Annotated in this window: 19 protein-coding genes; 8 read left to right on the top strand and 11 right to left on the bottom strand. The window is 73.0% G+C overall.

From position 1 onward, the window contains the following. Positions 1 to 20: 20 nt before the first annotated feature. The 3 genes from AB0J55_RS16505 to AB0J55_RS16495 are packed head-to-tail and all read right to left on the bottom strand — an operon-like array spanning position 21 to position 3,545. Positions 21 to 2,264, bottom strand: a complete 2,244-nt coding sequence (locus AB0J55_RS16505; protein ID WP_364248577.1) for a phage tail sheath C-terminal domain-containing protein — start codon at positions 2,262 to 2,264, stop codon at positions 21 to 23. Positions 2,265 to 2,286: 22 nt separating this feature from the next. Further along, on the bottom strand, positions 2,287 to 2,970 hold the full coding sequence (locus AB0J55_RS16500; RefSeq protein ID WP_364248575.1) for a carboxypeptidase regulatory-like domain-containing protein: 684 nt from the start codon (positions 2,968 to 2,970) through the stop codon (positions 2,287 to 2,289). After that, positions 2,967 to 3,545, bottom strand: a complete 579-nt coding sequence (locus AB0J55_RS16495) for a DUF4255 domain-containing protein (RefSeq protein WP_364248573.1) — start codon at positions 3,543 to 3,545, stop codon at positions 2,967 to 2,969. Before AB0J55_RS16495 ends, AB0J55_RS16500 begins: the two co-directional genes overlap by 4 nt. A gap of 182 nt (positions 3,546 to 3,727) precedes the next feature. Between AB0J55_RS16495 and AB0J55_RS16490 the strand changes: the two genes are divergently transcribed. Together AB0J55_RS16490 and AB0J55_RS16485 are read left to right on the top strand one after the other, a co-directional pair. Beyond that, positions 3,728 to 3,946, top strand: a complete 219-nt coding sequence (locus AB0J55_RS16490) for a hypothetical protein (RefSeq protein WP_364248571.1) — start codon at positions 3,728 to 3,730, stop codon at positions 3,944 to 3,946. 94 nt (positions 3,947 to 4,040) lie between these two features. Next, on the top strand, positions 4,041 to 4,769 hold the full coding sequence (locus AB0J55_RS16485) for a bacterial transcriptional activator domain-containing protein (RefSeq protein ID WP_364248569.1): 729 nt from the start codon (positions 4,041 to 4,043) through the stop codon (positions 4,767 to 4,769). A gap of 63 nt (positions 4,770 to 4,832) precedes the next feature. On the opposite strand, the gene AB0J55_RS16480 is transcribed toward AB0J55_RS16485, so the two are convergent. Both AB0J55_RS16480 and AB0J55_RS16475 read right to left on the bottom strand, forming a co-directional pair. Continuing rightward, positions 4,833 to 5,774: a GH25 family lysozyme gene (locus AB0J55_RS16480; protein ID WP_364248567.1), complete on the bottom strand. Its 942-nt coding sequence runs from the start codon at positions 5,772 to 5,774 to the stop codon at positions 4,833 to 4,835. A gap of 108 nt (positions 5,775 to 5,882) precedes the next feature. Beyond that, on the bottom strand, positions 5,883 to 6,401 hold the full coding sequence (locus AB0J55_RS16475; protein ID WP_364248565.1) for a MauE/DoxX family redox-associated membrane protein: 519 nt from the start codon (positions 6,399 to 6,401) through the stop codon (positions 5,883 to 5,885). A gap of 133 nt (positions 6,402 to 6,534) precedes the next feature. On the opposite strand from AB0J55_RS16475, the gene AB0J55_RS16470 reads away from it, so the two are divergent. From AB0J55_RS16470 to AB0J55_RS16450, 5 genes are read left to right on the top strand one after another with little or no spacing between them, the layout of a single operon-like run. After that, on the top strand, positions 6,535 to 7,215 hold the full coding sequence (locus AB0J55_RS16470) for a hypothetical protein (RefSeq protein ID WP_364248563.1): 681 nt from the start codon (positions 6,535 to 6,537) through the stop codon (positions 7,213 to 7,215). Then, positions 7,212 to 7,733 carry a hypothetical protein gene (locus AB0J55_RS16465; RefSeq protein WP_364248561.1) on the top strand — a complete coding sequence of 174 codons (522 nt, stop codon included), beginning with the start codon at positions 7,212 to 7,214 and terminating at the stop codon, positions 7,731 to 7,733. The genes AB0J55_RS16470 and AB0J55_RS16465 overlap by 4 nt, the downstream gene beginning before the upstream one ends. Next, complete coding sequence (locus AB0J55_RS16460; RefSeq protein WP_364248559.1) at positions 7,699 to 8,265, top strand: hypothetical protein; 567 nt, start codon at positions 7,699 to 7,701, stop codon at positions 8,263 to 8,265. Before AB0J55_RS16465 ends, AB0J55_RS16460 begins: the two co-directional genes overlap by 35 nt. Then, positions 8,262 to 8,423, top strand: coding sequence for a hypothetical protein (locus tag AB0J55_RS16455; protein WP_364248557.1), 162 nt, complete (start codon positions 8,262 to 8,264; stop codon positions 8,421 to 8,423). The genes AB0J55_RS16460 and AB0J55_RS16455 overlap by 4 nt, the downstream gene beginning before the upstream one ends. A gap of 18 nt (positions 8,424 to 8,441) precedes the next feature. Then, positions 8,442 to 8,996 carry a hypothetical protein gene (locus AB0J55_RS16450; RefSeq protein WP_364248555.1) on the top strand — a complete coding sequence of 185 codons (555 nt, stop codon included), beginning with the start codon at positions 8,442 to 8,444 and terminating at the stop codon, positions 8,994 to 8,996. On the opposite strand, the gene AB0J55_RS16445 is transcribed toward AB0J55_RS16450, so the two are convergent. From AB0J55_RS16445 to AB0J55_RS16430, 4 genes are all read right to left on the bottom strand, one after another. After that, complete coding sequence (locus tag AB0J55_RS16445) at positions 8,971 to 12,288, bottom strand: S8 family serine peptidase (RefSeq protein WP_364248553.1); 3,318 nt, start codon at positions 12,286 to 12,288, stop codon at positions 8,971 to 8,973. The genes AB0J55_RS16450 and AB0J55_RS16445 overlap by 26 nt on opposite strands. 230 nt (positions 12,289 to 12,518) lie before the next feature. After that, a complete protein-coding gene (locus AB0J55_RS16440; protein WP_364248551.1) occupies positions 12,519 to 13,496 on the bottom strand; it encodes a trypsin-like serine protease in 978 nt (325 codons plus the stop codon). Between the two features lie 384 nt (positions 13,497 to 13,880). Next, positions 13,881 to 15,014 carry an aminotransferase class V-fold PLP-dependent enzyme gene (locus AB0J55_RS16435; RefSeq protein WP_364248549.1) on the bottom strand — a complete coding sequence of 378 codons (1,134 nt, stop codon included), beginning with the start codon at positions 15,012 to 15,014 and terminating at the stop codon, positions 13,881 to 13,883. Then, the gene (locus AB0J55_RS16430) at positions 15,011 to 16,156 is read right to left on the bottom strand and encodes a fatty acid desaturase family protein (RefSeq protein ID WP_364248547.1); all 1,146 of its coding nucleotides are present in this window, start codon (positions 16,154 to 16,156) and stop codon (positions 15,011 to 15,013) included. The genes AB0J55_RS16435 and AB0J55_RS16430 overlap by 4 nt, the downstream gene beginning before the upstream one ends. A gap of 698 nt (positions 16,157 to 16,854) precedes the next feature. On the opposite strand from AB0J55_RS16430, the gene AB0J55_RS16425 reads away from it, so the two are divergent. Then, complete coding sequence (locus AB0J55_RS16425) at positions 16,855 to 18,069, top strand: helix-turn-helix transcriptional regulator (protein ID WP_364248545.1); 1,215 nt, start codon at positions 16,855 to 16,857, stop codon at positions 18,067 to 18,069. A gap of 3 nt (positions 18,070 to 18,072) precedes the next feature. Here AB0J55_RS16425 and AB0J55_RS16420 read toward each other — a convergent pair whose 3' ends face one another. Together AB0J55_RS16420 and AB0J55_RS16415 are read right to left on the bottom strand one after the other, a co-directional pair. Further along, entirely contained in the window at positions 18,073 to 18,468 is a 396-nt protein-coding gene (locus AB0J55_RS16420; RefSeq protein ID WP_364248543.1) for a RidA family protein, read from the bottom strand. 20 nt (positions 18,469 to 18,488) lie between these two features. Next, positions 18,489 to 19,463, bottom strand: coding sequence for an alpha/beta hydrolase (locus AB0J55_RS16415; RefSeq protein WP_364248541.1), 975 nt, complete (start codon positions 19,461 to 19,463; stop codon positions 18,489 to 18,491). Positions 19,464 to 19,617: the final 154 nt, after the last annotated feature.

Here is a 19,617-nt window from a genome sequence, read left to right as displayed (position 1 = left end):
GACCGCCCTCCTCTCCGATGTCAGGCGAGCTGGGTCTCGCGGGCCTTCTGCTGGATCCGGAAGATCACGAACTCGGCCGGGAAGACCGGCGCGACGCCGATGACGCAGACGAGCCGGCCGTTGGCCAGGTCGTCCTCGGTCATCGTGGTGCGGTCACACGCCACGAAGAACGCTTCGGCGGCGGTGGTGCCCGCCAGCGCGCCGCTGCGCCAGACCGTGGTCAGGAAGTTCGACACCGTCTGCCGCACCAGCGCCCACAGCGCCTCGTCGTTCGGCTCGAACACGACCCACCGCGTGCCCTTGTCGATCGACTCCTCGAGGAACAGGAACAGCCGCCGGACGTTGACGTACTTCCACGAGCTGTCCGAGGACAGCGTGCAGGCGCCCCAGACGCGCTGACCGAGGCCGGGGAAGAAGCGCAACGCGTTGATCCCGCGGGGGTTCAGCAGGTCCTGGTGCCGCTTGGTGATGTCCGCGGCGAGGCCGTCGGTGAGCTTGATGCCGCGGACGACGACGTTCGCCGGCGCCTTGTGCACCCCGCGTTCGGCGTCGACGCGGGCGTAGATCCCGGCGATGTGCCCGGACGGCGGTACCTGCACGTCCCGGCCGGTCGACGGGTCGGTGGTGACGAGCCACGGGTAGTACAGCGCCGCGTCCTTCGTGTCGAACGCCTCGCGGAAGGCCTGGATGCCCTCGATGTCCAGGCCGTCCTGCGGGTCGAGCACGGCGAAGCGGTCCTTGAGCGTCTCGCAGTGCGTGATCAGCGCGGACTCGACCGTCCCGGCCCACACGCCGGGCACCGCGCACACCGACACCTCGTCGATGTCCTCCAGCGCGACGATGCCGGTCCGCGCGCCGCTGCCGCCGTCCACGCCGACGAAGTCGGCCACGCTCAGCGAGCCGGGCGCGTCGTCGCCACCGGCCAGGCCGAGCCACGACCCCGTGGCCGGCACCGGGAAGGTCCCCGGGTCGGGCGACAGGTCCGGCAACGCGGCCAGCGTCACCAGCTGCGAACGGGCCAGCGCCGAAGCCACCCCCGCCGCGTCACCGGTGAGCCGGACGTTGCCGAACGTCTCGGTCGCCGTCGCGCCGCCCGGATCGGTGAACCGCGTGTCGATCTGCGCCTCGACGAGCGCGACCCGGTCGGTCTCGAACAGGTCCGGGGCGGTGCCGTCGAAGGTGACGACGTCGTCGGCGACGGCTTCGACGTGCCGGACGCTCAGGTGCTGCCCGTCGTCGAACTGCACGACCGCGCCGGGGTACAGCCGGCTCGCGCCGCCGATCCGCAGCGTGGACCCGGCCGCCGGGTTGGCCCGCCGCACGCGCTGCACGCCCAGCCCGCTGCCCCAGGCGCCGTGGGTGGTGCCGTCGGCGAAGGTGAGCGTGACCTTGCCGTCGGCCGGCTGGCCGGCCTGGGCCCGGAACCGGCCGGAGCCGATCCGCACCCAGACCTCGCCCGGTGCCAGCCCGGTCACCTCGGCGACCTCGGCGGTGGGGCTGTCGGCGGCCGCGTCGGCGGTCAGGCGGGTCACGAACAGGGCGCCTTCGGCCGGGTCCGGGAGCACCGGCAACGCCGCGCCCACCACCGGCCGGACCCGGACCTGGACACCGCTGCCCCAGGCACCCGGGCTGACCGCGGTGAACTCCAGCGTCGCGTCGGCGTGCCGCTCGCCGACCTGGACGTAGTCGCCGCGGGCGGACCGGACGCCGGCGGCCAGCGGCGGGTCGAGCTCGACGCGCCGGGTGGCGAAGTCGTAGCCGGTGATGGTGGCGGTGCCGATCGGCTGGTCGTCGTCCCCGCGGAAGAGCCCCACCTGCTGGCCCTCCCCGGTGAACCCGAGCAGGTGACCGAGCTGGACGCCGGTGGCGCCGCTCGCGGCGTCGGCGACGATCGGGCTGACCAGGCCGTGGCCCAGCCGCCCCGACGCGGGCTTCGCGTTGCGGCTCACGACGCGCTTGACGTAGAGGCGCTCGCCGCCGTTGTCGAAGAACCCCTTGACCGCCAACGGGAACAGCCACCAGCGGCCGCCCTCGGCGGCGTTGTCCGCCCAGGCGTCGCGCACGGCGGCGCCGGGTTCCGGCAGGAAGCCGCCGAAGGTGCGCTGGAACTCCAGGAAGTTCGTCACCAGCTTGGGTTTTCCGGTGGCGGGGCCGCGCACGGTAACCCCGGCCATGCCCGCCGTGCTGGTGCTCACCCCCGCGATCGGCCGCGGCCCCGCGTCGATCTCCTCGACGAAGACCCCGGGGCTCAGGTAGTCGGGCATGGCTGGCTCCTCACTTCTTCCCTCACTGCTCGCGGATCTCGATGACATGGCGGGTCGCGGCGCCGGCGGGCAGCCGGACGTCCAGCGACCCGGTCCGGCCGGGCCGTTCGGTGGCTTCCAGCCGGAACGTCTCGGTGTTGCCTTCGCCCGGTTCGCCGTGCCAGCGCAGCGCCAGCCGGAAGGCACCGAGCTCGCCGGTCAGCGTCCGCTCGTGCCACGGGACCAGGTCGCCGCTCGTCCGGCCGCGCGCCTCGACCAGCGCGTTCGCCACGGGATGGCGCGTCGCCGCGTCGACGACCACGCCGTGCACCGTGCGCACACCGGGCGGGTAGGAGAAGGTCTCCGACGGCAGCAGCCGGACGAGCCGGGGTACCGGTGTGCTCTCCCCCGGTGCCACGAACTCGACCCCGGTGGCGGCGGCGTCGAAGGGCTCGCCGTCGGCGGGGTAGAGCGGCCGGTATCCGGCGGCCGCGAACCGGGCGCGGTGCCGCTGCTCCCGCCCCGTGCGCCCGCCGAGGCCGGGATAGGCGAACGCGGCGCTCGGGGTGCGCACGGCCGTGGTGTCCTGCGGCACCCAGGCGCCGTCGGCGAACCGGTCCAGCAGCACCGCAACGCCGGCGCTGCGGACCTTGCGCGCGAAGTCGTCGAACGGCACGAGCCAGACCGGGCTGGACAGCGTGTCGCGCTCGAAGGGCAGGAAGCTCACGAGGCCGTCACCCCGTCGATCACCCGGCTGCGCACCGGCCGGACCGGCAGCTCGGTCGCGACGTCGAGGTTGACCACGCGGACCTCGTAGTTCAGCGAAAGCCGGTAGGGCTTCTGGATCGCGTACCAGACCCAGGACTTCTGGTCGAGCGTGAGCGCGGTCAGGCTCAGGTGCAGCGCGTCGGTCGTGCCGGCGAGGCTGCCCGAAAGCTGCGGCCCGTCGAGGATCGCGTCGTCGTAGAACACCTGCAGCGCCCGGCCGAGCATGCGGTGCTGGGTCGGCTGGTCACCGCCCCACGGCGTGATGAGGTACCGCAGCAGCAGCGCCATCGGCGGCTTGCGGGTCACCGGCGGGTCCGGGGGCAGCGACCGCACCGGCGGGCGGTTGCGCGACGCCGGGTCTTCGGCGATCTCGTACAGGAAGACGGTGAGCATCGGCGGGGGCGGGGTGACCGGCTCGGACAGGTCGTGCAGCACGGCGATCGGCGGCTGCTCGCCACCGAGGCCGCGCAACGCCGCCGTCAACGCGGCCACGATCGTGGTCGAGACGTCGGCGATGACGCCGAAGTCGCCCATGCGATTCCTCCCCCGCTGTGCACCCTTCCCCGGTGCGTTTCGAAAGGATGGCCGCACCGCCGTGGCGCGATCGCGATTCCGCCGTCACGGCGGCGTCACCGCCGCGTTTTCCGGTTCCGGTTGACGGCGGAACACACGCGGCGGCAACGCCCGTGTGACAGCGCTCGGGCATTCTTCACAGCGTGGAGGTCCCCTCGGAGCGCAACGGCATCCTGATCCTCCGCGTCTGGCTGGAAAGCGGCCGGCCGGACAATTTCCGCGCGCGCGTGCTGCGCTCGATCGGGCCGGATCAGGCTCCACCGCTGGTGTTCAGCGACGTGGACGACGTTCGCTCGGCCGTGCAGGACTGGCTCGACGAATTGCTCGGACGGGGCGGTGACGGGCCTGCGACGCCCTGGTGACGCCCCGGTCACCGCAATTTCCGGACACGATCTTGGAATTGCTCGTAATATGGTGGCGGAGCTTCGCATTGGATCACATCGTCCGGGGGGATCGATGACCTCGTCCGTCATCTCGTTACGCCTGCTGCACAGTTTCGCCCTGACCGTCGACGAGTCGAGGGTGTCGATTTGCCTGAGCGCGCAACGGCTGCTCGCGTTCCTGGCCCTGCAGAACATCCCGCGCAGCCGCGCCTACGTGGCCGGCTCGCTGTGGCCGGACACGACCGTGCCGCGCGCGAACGCGAACCTCCGGTCGTCGCTGTGGCGGGCGACGCGGACCGGTCACCCGGTGATCGACGCGTCGGTGCAGGAGATCGCCATCGCCGCCGACGTCGTCGTCGACGTGCACGACGCGGTCGACCGCGCGCACCGGCTGCTCGACCCGACGTGCCCGTGCGATGACATCCTGACCACGCGGACGCGCGCCGACCTGTCCGCGGACCTGCTCCCGGAGTGGTCGGAAAGCGAGTGGGTGCTGATCGAGCAGGAGCAGTACCACCAGCTGCGCCTGCACGCCCTGGAGGCGATGACCGCCCGCCTGACCGCGGCCGGCCGCCACGGCGAGGCGGTCGCGGCGGGCCTGGCCGCGGTCCGCGCCGAGCCGCTGCGGGAAAGCGCGCACAGTGTGCTGATCAAAGCCCACCTGGCGGCGGGCAACCGCGGCGCGGCGCTCGGGCAGTACGACGTCTGCCGCCGCGCCCTGGCCCACGAACTCGGGCTGGAGCCGTCGGACACCCTGACGGAACTCCTGCCGAAGGGGCTCGTGATCGCCGCCGCCGGGTGAGACCGGACCCGTTGCCGGGACGGTGCGGCGGCGCCCGGCCGGGGCGCCGCCGCACCGTCCCGGCTAGTTCGGGGTGACCAGGCGTTCGACCAGCATCTGGCGCACCTCGTCGGCGGTCTCGGCGCCGGCCGCCTGGGTGACGGCCTGGGTCACCGCCGGCACCAGCTCGGCGACCAGCTTGCCCTGGAGCGCGCCGGCGAGCTGCTGGGCGTCGACCGGGTGGGTGGCCGAATCGGTGATCAGCTTCGTCACCGAGTCCAGCGCGGCGCCGAGGGCGCTGAGCTTCGCGTCCATGTCCTTGATGAACTGGGCGAAGTTGCGGTTCCCGCCGGCGTCGAAGACGTTGCCCCACATCATGGCCCGGAAGTCTTCGGGAGTGAACGGCATGTCAGCCTCCGTGGTGAGGTGGTTGTTCGTGTAGGACTCGTCGAGGTCGACGGCACCCGCCGAGCCGGGCAGGGCGCCGCTGCTGGTGTACTGGTGCACGTCGTAGCGGCCGACGTACCGGGCCGGGCCCGCCGCCTCCGGCCGGGCCCCGTAGCGGGCGATCACGATCACCAGGTCGGGCACGTCCCACCGGTCCGGCCGCAGCGCGGCGGCGAACGAGGCGCTCATGTAGACCGCGGGCCGCAGGCCCGCGGCTGCGACGTGCCGGCAGAAGGCGACCGCGAAGTCGCGGGCGAACCCGTTCGGGGTGAACGGGCTCTCCAGGTCCAGCATCGGGGCCACGCCGGTGGCACCCAGTCTCGCGACCTGCCCCAGCAGGACGTCGGCCTGGGTTTCCGGGCCCGGCTTGAGCTGCGCGTAGTGGTAGCCCCCGACCGGGATGTCCCGCGATCTGGCGCCGGCCACGTGCGTGTCCGGCCGGTAGGTCACGCCCCCGCGGGTGACCGTGTAGGGCGCGCCGCCGTCGGACACCTTCACCCAGGCGAACGCGATGTCGTTGACCTGATCCCAGCGCAGACCCCGTTGGTAGTAGGGATGCAGGTCGGTTCCTCTGGCCATAGCCGGCCTCCCTCGCTGGTAGGACCCTCCCTTCGATACCGGACGGGCAGTGTGCGCAAGCGCGTCCGAGACGTCACCGCGACCGCGGAATGGGCGGAAAGAAAATAATCAACCCCGCCGCAGGCGTTTTCGCCCGCCGATTTCCCGCAGGACCGGCAACAGGTGGTTCGCCATTGCGAGAACGGCCCCGGCGGCCACGCACGGCCAGGGGTCCGATATCGGACCGGTTGCCGCATATCCGGCACTGCCCGCCGCGAGCACGACCGCTCTGGCCACCACCGCCCACGAAACCTTCTCGGCGCCGAAACAGCCGCACGGAACGCCCGCCCGCCGCACCCGCAACACCGCCGCATAGCCGGCCAAAGCGCCGTAGACCGCCGCCTGGACCACCGCGGGCAGCACCATCGCCACCACCGCCGTGACCAGGACAGACAGGCCCACCAGGAGTTCCGCGCCGGTGGTCACGGCCGCGGCGAACGGTGTCCACTCCGGCGGGAACAGGCGGTGGACGCGCAGCACCGCCCGGTGCTCCGCCGGGCGCGCCGCGTGGGCGGTGCCCGCCGTGATCAGAAGAATCGCCCCTGCCGCCGTCAGGACGGCCATTCCGGGCGGCCAGAAAACCTGCATACACCCAATGTATTCACCGACAAAAGTACCGTCCCCGTTCGGACCAATCTCGAAACCGTTGCGAAACGATCGTGGCGACCGCCGAATCCGTCGGCTAGTCTCACCGGGCGGATTCGGCGGAAACGGAGGTCCGATGGCGGCACAACGGTTGCGGCTGGTGGCACCCGGGGGTGACCGGGTCACCGTGGACCTTCCCGCCGCTGCTCCCGTTTCGCACGTCGTGGCCGGGGTCCGGTTCGCCGGCGGCTCGTTCGGCACCGGGTTCCAGATCGGGCCGCGCGGTTACCACGACTTCGCCTGCACCCACGTCGCCCCGGCGCAGACCCGGGAGCGGCTGGTCGTGCACGGCCGCGAGGTCGTCGTCGCCGAGGCCGGCGACGGCCAGACGTCGCTGGCCACCCTGATCGGGACCTACCACGAACTGATGACCGTGTACGCCGGGCCGGCCCCGCACCGCGAACGCGTGCTGTCCCTGTTCGGCTCGCTGCGGATCGAAGACCACGTCGACGGCATGACCGTGCTCCCCCGCGCGGCGACCCTGCTGGACTCGGCCGGCGAACACCTCGTCGTCGTGGTGCGCGACCACGGCTCGCTCTCGATCCCCGCCCCGCGGCACGCCGCGGGCCTGCTCCCCCGCCACGCGGGCGCGCCCACGAAACACGGCGAGGTCTGGAAGACCGGGTACGCGCGGTCGTTCGTCCTCGGGTGCCCGGCGGGCGTGGCCGAGGTGCACCTCGCGGACACCCCGGCGAAGACCGAGCAGGAACGGCTCGACTGGCTCGACGGCATCGGCGTCGCGTGGGAGCGGGGATGACCCCCTCGCTGGCGTTCACCGTCATCACCTGGGCGGCGATCGTCCTGCTGTTCTTCGGCCTGGCGGCCGTCCTGCGCGAAGTCCGGCTGCTGCGCGGGGTGGTCACCCGGACCACGGACGGATTCGCCGCCGTGCCCCCGGATCTGGTCCTCGGCCCGCGGTTCGCCGGGGACGGCCGGATCGTCGCCGCGGTCGACTCCGGCTGCCCCTTGTGCCTGACCGTCGTCGAGCGGCTGGCCCGGCTCGGCGCGGACGCCACGCTGCTGACCCACGAACCGGCCGCCACGTGGACCGACCTGGCCCACGGGCTGCCGGTGATCAGCGACGGCGAAGCGTGGCGTTCGGTCTCCCACCTCTCGCCGCCGGTGCTGATGCTGCTCGACGGGACCGGCCGCGTCCGCCGGGTGGTGCTCCCCGTGCGGGCCGGCGAAGTGGACACCACCCTGGCCGGCTGGACCGGCCCGACCGCAGGAGGCGATCCCGGTGACGCTGGAGTTGGCGCGCATTCCCGACGTTGACCGGCCGGCGCCCGGCGCCGCGGGCACCCGCGCGGGCCGGAAGCTGAAGACCGGCGGCACCCGGCGGGCGTTCCTGCGCGCGGTGGCGCTGGGCGCGCTGACGATCGGGGCCACCGCCCTCGACTGGACCGGCCTGTCCCGCACCCGGCGGGCCGCCGCCGAGTACAGCCCGTACGGCATGCCGGGCTACGACCGCAACGACTGCAAGGACGCCTACCCCACCGGCTACGCGGAGCGGCCCGACACCAGCGGCGCCTACGTCAACGCCTACTCCGCCTGCTTCGGCGGGTTCTGGCGCGGCAGCACCTACTGCGACGCGGGCTGGCACAAGTACGGCACCTACAACGAAAACGGCATCCAGGTCGACCACCAGCCCGTGTCCAACACGTGCGGCCAGTTCGCCGGCAAGAACGCCTGGCGGTGGACGACACCGGACCAGCAGGTCTACCGTTGCTCGGACGGCTTCTCGACCTTCTGGGGCGGCGGGTACACCGGCCAGACGTACCTGACCATCTGCCGGGCCGCCCTTTGACGCACGCGCCTTCGCGGCGCCGGTGGCACCCGCTGACCATCGCCGCCGGGCTCCTGCTCGCCGCCGGGGTCACGAGCGCACTCGGCTGGTGGCTGCCGTCCGGCGCGTGGCTCGTGATGTGCGCGGCGGCCGGGTTCGCCACCAGCGGCTCCAGTTGAAGCCGGAACTCGGCCTTCGTGCTGAGCTCGCCGGTCTGGCGAGGCACTCCGGTTCTCGCGTTCTGCGCGGGACTCCTCGGCGGCGGCGCCCTGACCGCGCTCGTCCTGCTCGTGGCCGGTTCGCTGCTGCGCGCGCCGCTTCCGCCGGCCGCCCGCTGGGCGCTGGTGGCCGTGGCGCTCGTGGCCGTGCTGCTGCGGGAAACGGGCGTGTGGTCGTTCCGGCTGCCGGAAAACCGGCGGCTCGTGCCGGACACGGTGTTCCGGCTCGGCCGGCACCTCGGGCCGCTGCAGTTCGGCTTCGAGATGGGCACCGGCGCGCGCACCTACCTGCCCAGCAGCCTGCCGTACGCCGCCGCGGTCGCCGTGGCCCTCACCGCGTCCGTGCCCGCCGCGCTGTGCGCGGGCGCGGGGTTCGGGATCGGCCGGGCGCTGATGACCACGGCGAACCTGCGCTACGACAGCGAAAACGGCTGGGACGGCGAATGGCGGGCCCACGGCCGGGAACTGAAGTTCCTGACCGGGGCCGCCTTCGTCGTCCCGCTCGCCGTCACGGCGTGGTCTGGTACGCCCTGATCACCGTCTGGGTGAGCGTGTTGCCTTCCGTGTCACGGGCGGTGATGCGCAGCGACACGAACCCCGTGGGATTGCGCACCACGGCGAGGCCGCCGTTCCCGATGCGTGCGGTGGGGGCGGCAGTCCACGTCGAGCCGTCGTCGGCGGACGTCTCGACCCGCAGGTCCGCCAGCCGGAACTCGCCCGCACCCGGCTGGCGCTGGGCGGTCAGCGCGAGCACGAACGGACGGCCCGCCGGGGCCCGGCTCTGGTCGTCGACCGCGCCCTCGGCCCGCACAACCAGCAGCGGCAACGGGACCGCCGGCGCCGCCAGCCCCGGCTCGTGGAACGTCCACCGAACGTCGACCTGCGTGCCCACCACCGACCACGGCACACTGCGCGTGCCCGTCGAGTGCAGCGTGTAGGTGCCCGCGCCGTCCGGGATGGCGAACGCCCCGATGGCCGGGTTGTCGGCGGTGCCGAGGGGAACGCCGTCGCGCGACAGCGTCGCGGTGCCGGTGAGGCCACCCGGCGGCGAGGTGTACTGCTCCGGGTCGCTGCCCGACACCAGCGGGATCGCGTACGCCAGCTGGTTCCCGGCGCGGATGACACCCCAGCCGTCCTCCGGCGCGCCGAAGGCGGGCCCGACCGGGGCCCGGTTCCACCCCGCGTGCTGCGGGCCGGGCCGGTAGGTCCGGTGCGAGTAGTTGCTCTCCGCGTCGGTCAGCGGATCCGGGTACACCGCCACGACGTGCTGCCAGGGCAGCCCGGGCGTGTAGTACTCGGTGCGCCGGCTCGGCAGCGCCTGGGGCGCGACCTCGTAGGTTCCGCTGTCGGCACCCGGGAAACCGAAGGTGACGGCGTCCACGCGCAGGCTCTGGGCCGGTGCGCCCTGCGTGTGGTAGCGCGCGTCGACCACCGCGAGGTCGCGGTCGTGCACCCGGAACACCGGGTCGGCCGGCACGCGGCCGCGCTCCAGCAGCGCCAGCCGGTAGACGTAGCCGTCCGGGTCCACCCCGGGTGGGCGGGCGGCCAGCGTGGCCCGGAAGTACAGCGCGTACGTGTGGTCGGAGATCTGCCGGTCCGAGCCGACCGCGTAGAGCTCGTTGCCCGGCTGGACGGTCCAGGCCAGCGTGCTGGTGCGCGTCCCGGCCGGGTTGCCCGAGATCAGGCCGAGCTCACCGCCCTGCAGCCGCGCGTCCGGGCGGTCGACCACCGCGCGCACCGGTTTGCCGGCACGGGCGTCCAGGGTGAGCGAGACGTCGGCGGTCACCGGCTGGCCCGGCCGCGAGAACGCGGTCACCGCAGCCGGCCGCGTCTGGCCAGCTGGGTCGCCGGACACGTCGAACGCGTTGAGGTCGTAGGTGCCCTTGGGCACCCGCACCACGGCGGTGCCGTCCGCGCCGAACGGGCGGACGCCGAAGGCCGCGCCGGTTGCGGTGTCGACCAGCGTGGCGACCCCCGCGGTGAACTTCCCGTCCCGGCCGATCATCCGGACGGCCACGGGGTAGCTCTCCCCCTCGAGCACGGCGCCCAGCGCGGTCTGCACGGCGATCCCGGGGGCCGTCGCGGTCAGCCGGCCGCCGTACTGCCCGGCGCCTGCCGTGCCCGCGCGGAGGGTGACGCCGACGTCGGCGCTGCCGTGGGCGGGCACGACCACCGAGGACGCCGACGGCGTGAACAGCTGCGCCGGAGCGCCGTCCGGTCCCGTGGCGGTGGTGGCGAGCGCCAGCGTGACGGCGGCGTCGCCGTCGTTGCGGTAGGTCACGGTCTTCGTCACCGCCTGGGGGTACGGCCAGGTCAGGAAGCCGTAGCCGAGGCCGCCGGTGGTGGCGGTGACCTGCTGCGTCACCGCGCGGCCCACGTCGACGCGGCCGGCGCCCTGCTCGGCGACGCCGGCGGTGGGTTTCGCGGTGCTCGTCAGCGCGGGCTTGAGGCGTCCGGCGAACCAGTCCGGGTGCCGCTGCAGCAGCAGGGCCGCCGAGCCGGCGACGTGCGGTGCCGCCATCGACGTGCCGGACAACCGGGCATAGCTGTCGCCGACCGGCGCGGTGTCGCCGTCGCGGGTGCCCGCGGCCCGCGCCGAGACGATGCCCTCGCCCGGGGCGGCGATGTCGGGTTTGAGCGCGTGGTCGCCCAGCCGGAAGCCGCGGTTGGAGAACGCGCTGGTGGTGTCCTGGGCGGACACGCTGCCGACGGCGAGGGCCGCGTCCGCCGCCGCGGGCGCGACCACCGGGCCGGGCTCGGGCAGGTCGGTCGAACGGTCGTTGCCCGCCGGCGCGACGAACAGCGTGCCGTACCGGTCGCTGAGCGCGTCGACCGCCTGGGACACCGGATCGGTGCCGTCGGTCGCGTCGCCGCCGAGGCTGAGGTTCACCACGCGCACCTTCGGCGCGATCCACTCCAGGCCCGCGATCACCGCGGATTCCGGGCAGCCGTAGGCGACGCAGACCTTGCCGCTGACCAGCTGCGCGTCCGGGGCGACGCCGCGGTAGCGGCCGCCCGACGCGGCACCCGTGCCGGCGATGATGCCGGCGACGTGCGTGCCGTGCCCGAGGTCGTCGCCCGCGTCGGGCCGGGTGCCGGTGAAGTCCTTCACCTCCACGACCTTGCCGGCCAGGTCGGGGTGGCCGGCCTGCACACCGGTGTCGAGCAGCCCGACCGTCACGCCGCGGCCCGTGTAGCCCGCCTGCCAGGCGGCCGGAGCGCCGATCTGGGGGACGCTGACGTCGAGGGCGGGCTGGGCCAGGCCGTCGAGCCAGACCTTGTCGATCCCGGCGCGCAGCGACGAGCCGGCCGTGAGCCAGCGCCAGAACTCCGCGCCGCGGCGCCGGTCCTGGCGCAGTGCCGTGCCGTGCACGCTCGGCAGGTCGCGGACGGCCGTGGCGGCGGGCGGCTCCGGGGCCGACGCGGCGGCCGGGCGGGTCACGATCAGCGGCAGGGCCGGCGCGGCGTCGGCGAGGTGCTGCCGCAGCAGCTCGGACACGTCGAACAGCCGCGGATCCAGCCGGCCGGCGGCCACCAGCGGCAGCGCGTCCGCCGGCACCACCGAGATGTCACCGGTCTTCGTGCCGGTCCGGGTCTCGCGGACGAAACCGATCCCTTCGCGGCCCGGCCCCGGTTCGACCACGACCGCCTCGCCGCGGCCGGAACGCGGCAGCACCCGCACGCGGTCGCCGGTGAGCAACGTGACCGTTTCCCCGCCCGGACCGGTCACCACGGGCGTCGCGGCCGGTTCCGCCGCGGCCGGCGGCGGGACCACGACCAGCGCGGCCACCACGGCGGCCGCCACCGCCTTCTGTTCGCGACGCATGTCAGTAACCCCTCCGCCGAGATCGCTCACCATTGCCGGACCGCACAATGCCCCAGTTGTCGTCGGCGCTTTTCGACCGCGCGGTACGTTACACGCCATCGTCGCCCGCGCCGGACTTCCGGATTCGCGAATCACCCGGGTGTCGCAATGGGAAATTGATCTCGAAGAAGCGGGAAAAAGGCGCGCCCGCCGGAGACGGCTCCGGCGGGCGCAATCGGGGTGGAAAGTGGTCAGAAACCGGCGGCCTGGGCCGCGTTGAGCACCGGCACCCACGTGTTCGACGCGGCGCGCGCGTAGAACGAGTTGGTGGACCGGTCGCTGCCGGAGGTCACCGCGAGCAGCTGGTTGCTGCCGTTGATCACCGGGCCGCCGCTCCAGCCGCCGAAGGCGACGCAGTTGTTGGTGAACAGGTAGGTGTCGCCGTTGAAGCCACCGGCGTCCCGGCCGTTGCCGATGCAGTGCAGCTGGTTCTGGCCGCCGTACATCTCCTGCGGGTAGCCGTGGGTGTCCCAGCCGTTGATGGTGCCGGAGTTGTTCGACAGCCAGCCGAGGCCGCCGACGACGTTGGTGATCTTGGACGTCCCCTGGGCGGAGATCGCCACGGTGGCCACGTCGTCCTCGTGGGTGAAGCCGTCGTTGCCGTGGTTGAAGTACGTCGTCGGGATCCAGAACGTCGCCGCGTTCCACGTGCCGAGCGGGCGGCTGTTGTTGTCGTAGGAGGGGATGAAGATGAGGTTCTGGCTCCAGAGCTGCTGGTTGGCCGCGCCCTGGAACACGCAGTGGGCCGCGGTGGCGACCACGCTCTTGCCGGTGGAGTTGATCACCGAGCCGGAACAGACGTAGGTGAGGTTGTCCCGGGGGTTGACGAAGAAGATCTTGCCGGTCACCCGGGTCTTGAAGTCCGAGGTGTACGGCCGCGCCAGCTGCGCGTTGCCGAACTGGTCACCGCCCGGGGTCAGCACCGGCGAAGCCGAGCGGGGCTGGGCGGCCACCTTGGGGACGTCCTGGGCGACGGGTCTGGCGCTGCGCAGCCGCTCCGGCGTCCAGAACTTCCCCGCCTGCTCCTGGGTGAGCCGGTCGGCCTGCGGGGACTGCACGACCCCGTCCGCCGGCGCGGCGGACGCGACCGGCGCGGCGACCAGCACGGCGCCGGCCACCAGGCCGGCCGAAGCCAGCAGTGTTTTCAGCCGCAAAGCGCGGATTCCCATATATCCTCCTCCGGATGAATGCACACAAAGCCGGTATCGCGAAAACGGGTGCACGGTAAAAGCGGCGCTGAATGCGAGCTGTTTCCGATCCCCCATGATCGGCGACCCGGCAACCCCGCGAAAGTGGCGGCAGCTCGGGGCCGTCACACAGTGTTCCGCGCTCCCGAAGTGCCGTCAAGGTGAATGGGCACCCGGAACATTCATGATTCTTTTCCGCCTGCACGCCGGGAAAGAACCGTGAAACTTGCCGCGGCCGATTGCTCCGGCCGGGCCAACGGCGGGGCACGAGTGGGCTATGGCGCGGTGGGCTCGGCTACCAAGGTGCCCGGCGGACCGTCAATGCCCTTCGGGGCAGGCTTTCCAGCCCGAGCGCCCGCGCAGCGTTCAGCCCACCGCCCGGTGCAACGCCCGGCCGAACGCCTCGACCTCGCCGACGGTGTTGTGGTGGTGGGCCGACATCCGCACGAACCGGTCCACCCCGGCGGCCGCCAGGTACAGCGGGGTGTGCGAGCCCAGGGCGACCCACCCGGTCACGCCGTCCTCGGCGAGCACCGCGCGGATCCGGTCGGCCGGCACGCGTTCGTGCCGGAACGACACGATCGGCGTCCGGCTGTGCGGCGGGCCCAGCACCCGGGCGCCGGGTGTCCCGGTCACCACGTCGTGCAGGGCGTCGATCACCTCGGGCGCCGGCCCGTCCGGGTGGGCCAGCGCGTGCTCGGCCGCCGTGAGCAGGCCCAGGGTGACCGCGTTGCTGCGCTCGGCCGTCTCCAGGCGGGCCGCCGTCGGGTCCGTCAGCCGGAAGCTGTGCAGGGAATCCACGTCGGCGACGTGCAGGTCGGCGAACCCGGGCTCCAGCCGGTCCCAGAGATCCGGGTGCACGTAGGCGAATCCGCTGCCGCGCGGCCCGCGCAGGAACTTGCGGCCGGCCGCCGTCAAGGCGTGGCAGCCGATCGCCCCGACGTCGACCCGGCGCTGCCCGACCGTCTGGCACGCGTCCACGACGTAGACCGCCGCCGAACCCGCCAGTACCGCGCCGATCCGCTCGACCGGCAGCACCACCCCCGCCCCCGAAGGCATGTGCACGACCGACACGAGCGCGACCCGGTCGTCGAGGTGGGTGCGCATCCACTCCAGGTCGAGCTCGCCGTCCGCGGCGAGCGGGACGACCTCCAGCGTGCACCCGCGGCGGCGGGCCAGCTGCTGCAGGGCGATCAGGTTGCCGGCGTACTCGTAGGGCGTCAGCCAGATCCGGCTGCCGGACGGTACGTGCAGCCGGTTCACCACCCGACACCACGCGTCCGTCGCGCTGCCGAACAGCGCGATCTCCGCCGGCCGCGCGCCCACCAGTTCCGCGAGCCGCGCGTACACCGTGCCCGTCAGCTCGGGTTCGTGGAGCGCCTCGGCCTCGTACGGGCCCACCTCGGCTTCCAGCGCCAGGTAGGCCGCCATCACCTGCGGCACCCCGGGCGCCGGGAGACCCGCGCCCGCGGTGTTGAAGTGGATGCGCCGCCCGGTCACGAACGCCCGGACGCCGGGTCCCCGGCCCCGCCGGACCGGGCCTCCTCCAACGCCGCCAGCGCGGCCATTTCGGCGAAACTGCGGTCCGCGGTGCGCGGATCCCCGCCGGCGCGCCGCCAGTCGCGGTACTTGGCCGCGTAACTGATCAGCGTTTCCTTTCCCCGTTCCTTCCGGGTGCGGGTGACGATTCCGGCCCACAACGCGTCCCAGCGGGCGTAGGCGCGGTCGCCCAGCAGCACCTCGTGCGCCTTCTTCATGTTCCAGAACGGCACCCCGGTGTTGAGGTGGTGCACCAGGTGGAAGTTGTCGTTGTGCCGGCCGAGCAGGAAGCGCTCCACCGCCCAGCCGTGGCGGTTGCGGGTCATCAGGATCTGCCGGTCTTCGCTCTCCGGCAACGGGTAGTGCTCGGCCAGTTCCGACAGCCAGCCGATCGCGATCGCCGTCGTGAACAGCGGGACGATCCACAGCAGCAGGAATTCCGGCAGGAACCCGCCGATGGCGAGGAACGTGAGGATCACGGCCCACAAACCGGCGAGCATCCAGCGTTCCGCACGCAGGCTGACCGGCATCGACACCGTCACCTGTTCCTGTTTGAACAGCACCCGGTCCTCGACGACGTAACGCACGTATTCGAGCGTCCGCAGGCCGAGCACCGCGAACAGGATGTTGCGCAGGAAGAACGTGCGGTTCGACGTGCGGGGATCGTAGATGCCGACCTCGCGGTGGAAGCTGTAGTCCGGGTCGAGTTCTTCGTCGCCGAGGTTGCGGTGGTGCAGGCCGATGTGCGAGCTGCGGTACGGGTTGTACAGGTGGAAGACCAGGTGCGCGGAGAACACCGTGCCGAGCAGCAGGTTCAGCGCCGGGTTGCGCGCGAGCACCTTGTGCGACGCCTCGTGCAGGATGTTGACCAGCGCGCGCTGCGTCGAACCGATGAGCACCAGCGAGACGGGATAACACCACCAGGACACCCCGACGCACAGGAAGACCGCGGCGGCGATGACGGCGTAGTCGAACAGCAGCCCCAGCACGGCGTGGTAATTGTCGGTCTTGCACAGCTCGCGGAGCCGCCGCCGGATTTGCGGGGAAAGCCTGCTGAAATCGAAGTCGAGATGGGCAGGCTGGTCAGCGAACGCGGAGGACATCGGGCCTTCCTCTGGACAAGGGCAGCGCGCCGGCGTTCACCGGAACGGCGGCACACCGCGGCTCTTGCGCCGGCGAGCCGCCCGGCACCGGCCTCGGCGGCCGGTGCCGGGCCGCAACGCCCGGCGGCCATGACGGCGGCGCATGGAATGGTGGAGCGGGATTTTCCCCGTTATCCGGAAAACCGGCCGGTCAGGAGGGCCAGTCGATGTCGGAGTCCGAATCGGAACCACCGCCCGAAGGCGAGTGGAGCCGGGCCGACGACGAGCCGTCGAACGACGGCGAAGGGCACGCGAAAGCGGAACGAATGTCTATCCGAGAGCAGACCATGATTGAAGAACATCCCCCGACGTGATCTTGTGAGATTCACCCCTGGCAAATAGCCACGAAAGCCACGAACCCACACTACGACGGCTGGCAAAGTTTGGCAATACCGGACTGCGGCCGGAACCGGGGAACTCCTGACCATCGCGTCCCGCCCCGCCCGGGGCCGGTACCTGCGGCAATGCGTTCACACGGCGGAGCGGGCGGAGAGCACGTAGGCTGGACGCCGCTCCGATGGACGCAATCCCGGCGCCCGGCCCGACGTGCCGTGCGTCGCCGGGGTTTGCCAACGGTTGCCCGGGTAGGCACAATACAGGGAACGTCCCCTCGCCGACGCCCCCCGCGCCCGGCCCTAGCGAACAGCCTCGAGGTTCAAATGCTGAAACAGCCCGATTTCGGGCAGCGACTGAGGGCCCTCCGCCTGGCCAGCGGCCTCTCCCAGGCCGACCTCGCCGGCGGCACCATCTCGACCGGCTACCTGTCGCGCCTGGAGTCCGGTGCCCGGCCGCCGACGGCCCGGGTGATCGCCCACCTGAGCGAACGGCTGGGCCTGCCCCTCTCGGCGTTCGAGAGCGAGCAGGCGTCCTCACTGGCCCAGGTGCTGGCGTCGGTGACCTCCGCCTCCGAAGCCGACCTCACCGAACTGCTGGTCGAGGCGCTGCAGTCCGACGGCGAGCAGGCGCCCGCGCTGCGCTGGCAGGCGCTGTGGCTGCTGGCCAGGATGCGCGACACCCAGGGGCGGCACGAGGACGAGCACGCGCTGCTGCTCGAGCTGACGGACCTCAGCGAGCGGCTGGCCGCGCCGGAACTGCAGGCCCGCGTGGCCACCCGGCTCGCCCGGTGCGTGCGCATCCTCGGTGACATCGACCAGGCGCGCGACTACGCCGCCAAGGCCGTCGAGCTGACCACCACGCTGTCGGTGTCCGACCGGGTCGCCGCGCTGCACGAGCTGGTGTCCGCGGAGGCCGAGGGCGGCCGGCTCGCCGAGGCCAGCGCGCACGCCGACGACCTGTGCAAGCTGACCGAGACCGGCGGCGGCAGCGCGTACACGAAGGCCCTGTGGGCCTCGGCGACGGTCTGCATCCGCCGCGGCGCCCACACCGAGGCCCGTGACGCGCTCGAGCGGGCGCTGGAGAGCCTGGACAGCCGCGAGGACCTGCACCTGTGGATGCGCCTGCGGCTGGCCGCGGCGTCGCTGTACCTGCAGGTCACTCCCCCGCAGACCGCGCAGGCGCGGCAGCGGCTGGACGAGATCGGCCCGGTGCTCGACCTCATCGGCACCGAGCTGCACCGGCAGCAGGCCCTCTCGCTGCGGGCCCACCTGGCCTACGACGAGGGCGACCTGGCGACCGCGCGGGAGCTGTGCGCCGAAGCGGAGGGCATGGGCATGTGGCTGTCCTTCCGCGACCGGATCCGGCTGGAGGCCCTGCAGAGCAAGCTGGCCATCCTGGACGGGCAGGCCGAAAGCGGGGTGCTGAAGCTGAAGGAACTCGCCCAGCAGGCCCAGGAGCAGCACAACGTCGACCTCGCGGCGGACATCTGGCGGAGCGTGGCCGAGATCCTGGCCAGCATGCGCCAGGCGCAGGTCTGAACGTCACGGCGACAGGAGCGCCAGCGCGTCGATCTCCATCAGCAGGTCGGGCCGGTACAGGGCCACGACCTGCACGACCGTGCTCGCCGGGAGGCGGGCCGGGTCGAAGAACTCGTCGCGCACCGCGAGCACGGCAGGCACATGCGCGACGTCGGTGAGGTAGTAGTTGAGCCGGATGACGTCGGCGAACCCCGCGCCTGCGGCCGCGAGGCAGCCCCGCATGTTCTCGAACACCTGGCGGGCCTGGGCGGCGGGGTCGCCGGCGCCGACGAACGTGCCGTCCGGCGCGAACGGCAGCTGCCCGGCCAGGGCGATCACCCGGCCGGTGCCCATGACGACGTGGTGGTAGCCGTCGCTGGGGAACACCCCGTCGGGCTCGGCGATGCGGGTGAGTGCCATGGTCGTCTCCTCGGCGGAAGTCAGTGGCCGGCCAGCAGCCGGCGCAGCCAGCCGACGCGGGTGTCGTGGGCGGTGCGGGAGATCCGGGCGCCGGGCACCCATTCGTCGAAGCTGTGGAAGGCGCCGGACCAGACGTGCAGCTCGGCGCTGCCGCCCGCCCGCCACAGGCGGGTGGCGAACTCGATGCCCTCGTCGCGCAGCGCCTCGACCGAGCCGACCTCGAGGTAGGCCGGCGGCAGGCCCGAGAGGTCCGCGGCCCGCGCGGGCGCGGCGTAGGGCGACACTTCGCCGGTGCCCCGGCGCTCGCCCAGCAGCGCCGTCCAGCCGGTCCGGTTGGACCGGCCGTCCCACATCCCGACGGTCTCCATCCGGATCGCCGAGGGCGAGGCGCAGCGGTCGTCCAGCATGGGGAACTGCAGGAACTGCCCCAGCAGGGCCGGGCCGCCCCGGTCACGGGCCAGCAGCGCCAGCCCGGCCGCCAGCGCGCCGCCCGCGCTGTTGCCGCTGACGATGATCCGCGCGGGGTCGAGCCCGAGTTCCGCGGCGTTCGCGGCCAGCCAGGCCAATCCCGTGTAGCAGTCTTCGACGGGGATCGGGTCGGGGTGTTCCGGCGCGAGCCGGTAGTCGACCGCGACGACCGCGCAGTGCGTCGCCTGGGCCCGGTCGAGCTCCCCCACCAGCTCGCTGCTGCGGGGGTGGCCGGCGACCATGCCGCCGCCGTGGGTGTGGTAGATGACCGGGTGCGGCCCGGGCCCGGTGGTGGGCAGGCAGAGCAGCAGGGGGACGTCGCCGTGCGGCCCGGGCACCAGCCGTTCGGCCGTCGTGAAGGCGCCGCCGCGGTGGATCTCGGCGTCGGACAGGCTCGCCGCCTTGCTGGCGGCCCGCCGTTCCGGGATCAGTTCGGGGGTGAGGGACGGGCGGCCGTCGAGGATCGCGCGCAGGGGCGCGTCGAGCTCGGCCTCGAACGGCGGCACCGGGGTGTCCGGTGTGGTCACAGTGTCGCTCCGGTGCTCGGGCGCGGACGGGGCGCGCCGGGAGTGGTCCGTGGACGGGCCGCGGGGGGGGGGGGGGGGGCCCCGCCCCCGCGCCCCCCCCGCCCGCCCCGCCCCCCCCGGCGGGACGCCCGGGGGGGCGCCGGGCCCGCCGGCG

Origin of the sequence: Amycolatopsis sp. NPDC049688, from assembly GCF_040674975.1 — a bacterium.
Lineage (GTDB): Bacteria > Actinomycetota > Actinomycetes > Mycobacteriales > Pseudonocardiaceae > Amycolatopsis.
The sequence above is the reverse complement of the archived record's forward strand: the minus strand, read 5'-3'. Positions and strand labels throughout refer to the sequence as shown.